This window comes from Neobacillus drentensis, assembly GCF_036965425.1.
Lineage (GTDB): Bacteria > Bacillota > Bacilli > Bacillales > Cytobacillaceae > Neobacillus > Neobacillus drentensis_F.
On sequence record NZ_JBALPP010000200.1, the window covers coordinates 1,666 to 2,034 of the forward strand.

Consider the following 369-nt stretch of genomic DNA (forward strand, 5'->3'; position numbering starts at 1 on the left):
ATAATAAATACCATTTATACAATCTTCTTCGTCCTTGGATTACTGTTTCTAAGCCTGATTTTTTTTGCATACCGTGCTTTCAAGGAAGATAATATGGCTAACAAATGAAAAACGCCACCTGTTAAGGTGACGCATTCCGAGGGACTGGGAAGTTATATAAATCTTCTGCTGTTACATATAGCGATAGCAAAATGAAATAATAAATAACTACTGCCAACAAGGGTGTAGCTAAGGCTATTGTCCAACCAACCATTTTCTTCCTAACCTGATTTTCCATATTACCTCCTTAAACCTGCCCAGTTAGCACAATAAGAAAAAGCCGCCTAGAATGGCAGCTGGACTATAAATATTAGAATCATTTAATTTAAT

The 369-nt window shown here is 35.8% G+C and carries 1 protein-coding gene; it reads right to left on the minus strand.

All coding sequences use genetic code 11. The features are described from left to right. Positions 1 to 121: 121 nt before the first annotated feature. Positions 122 to 277 carry a hypothetical protein gene (locus tag V7161_RS29915; protein ID WP_335716399.1) on the minus strand — a complete coding sequence of 52 codons (156 nt, stop codon included), beginning with the start codon at positions 275 to 277 and terminating at the stop codon, positions 122 to 124. Positions 278 to 369: the final 92 nt, after the last annotated feature.

Coding starts and splice junctions, on each gene's coding strand:
- V7161_RS29915 (WP_335716399.1), bottom strand. CDS start 277: ATGGAAAATCAGGTTAGGAAGAAAATGGTTGGTTGGACAATAGCCTTA.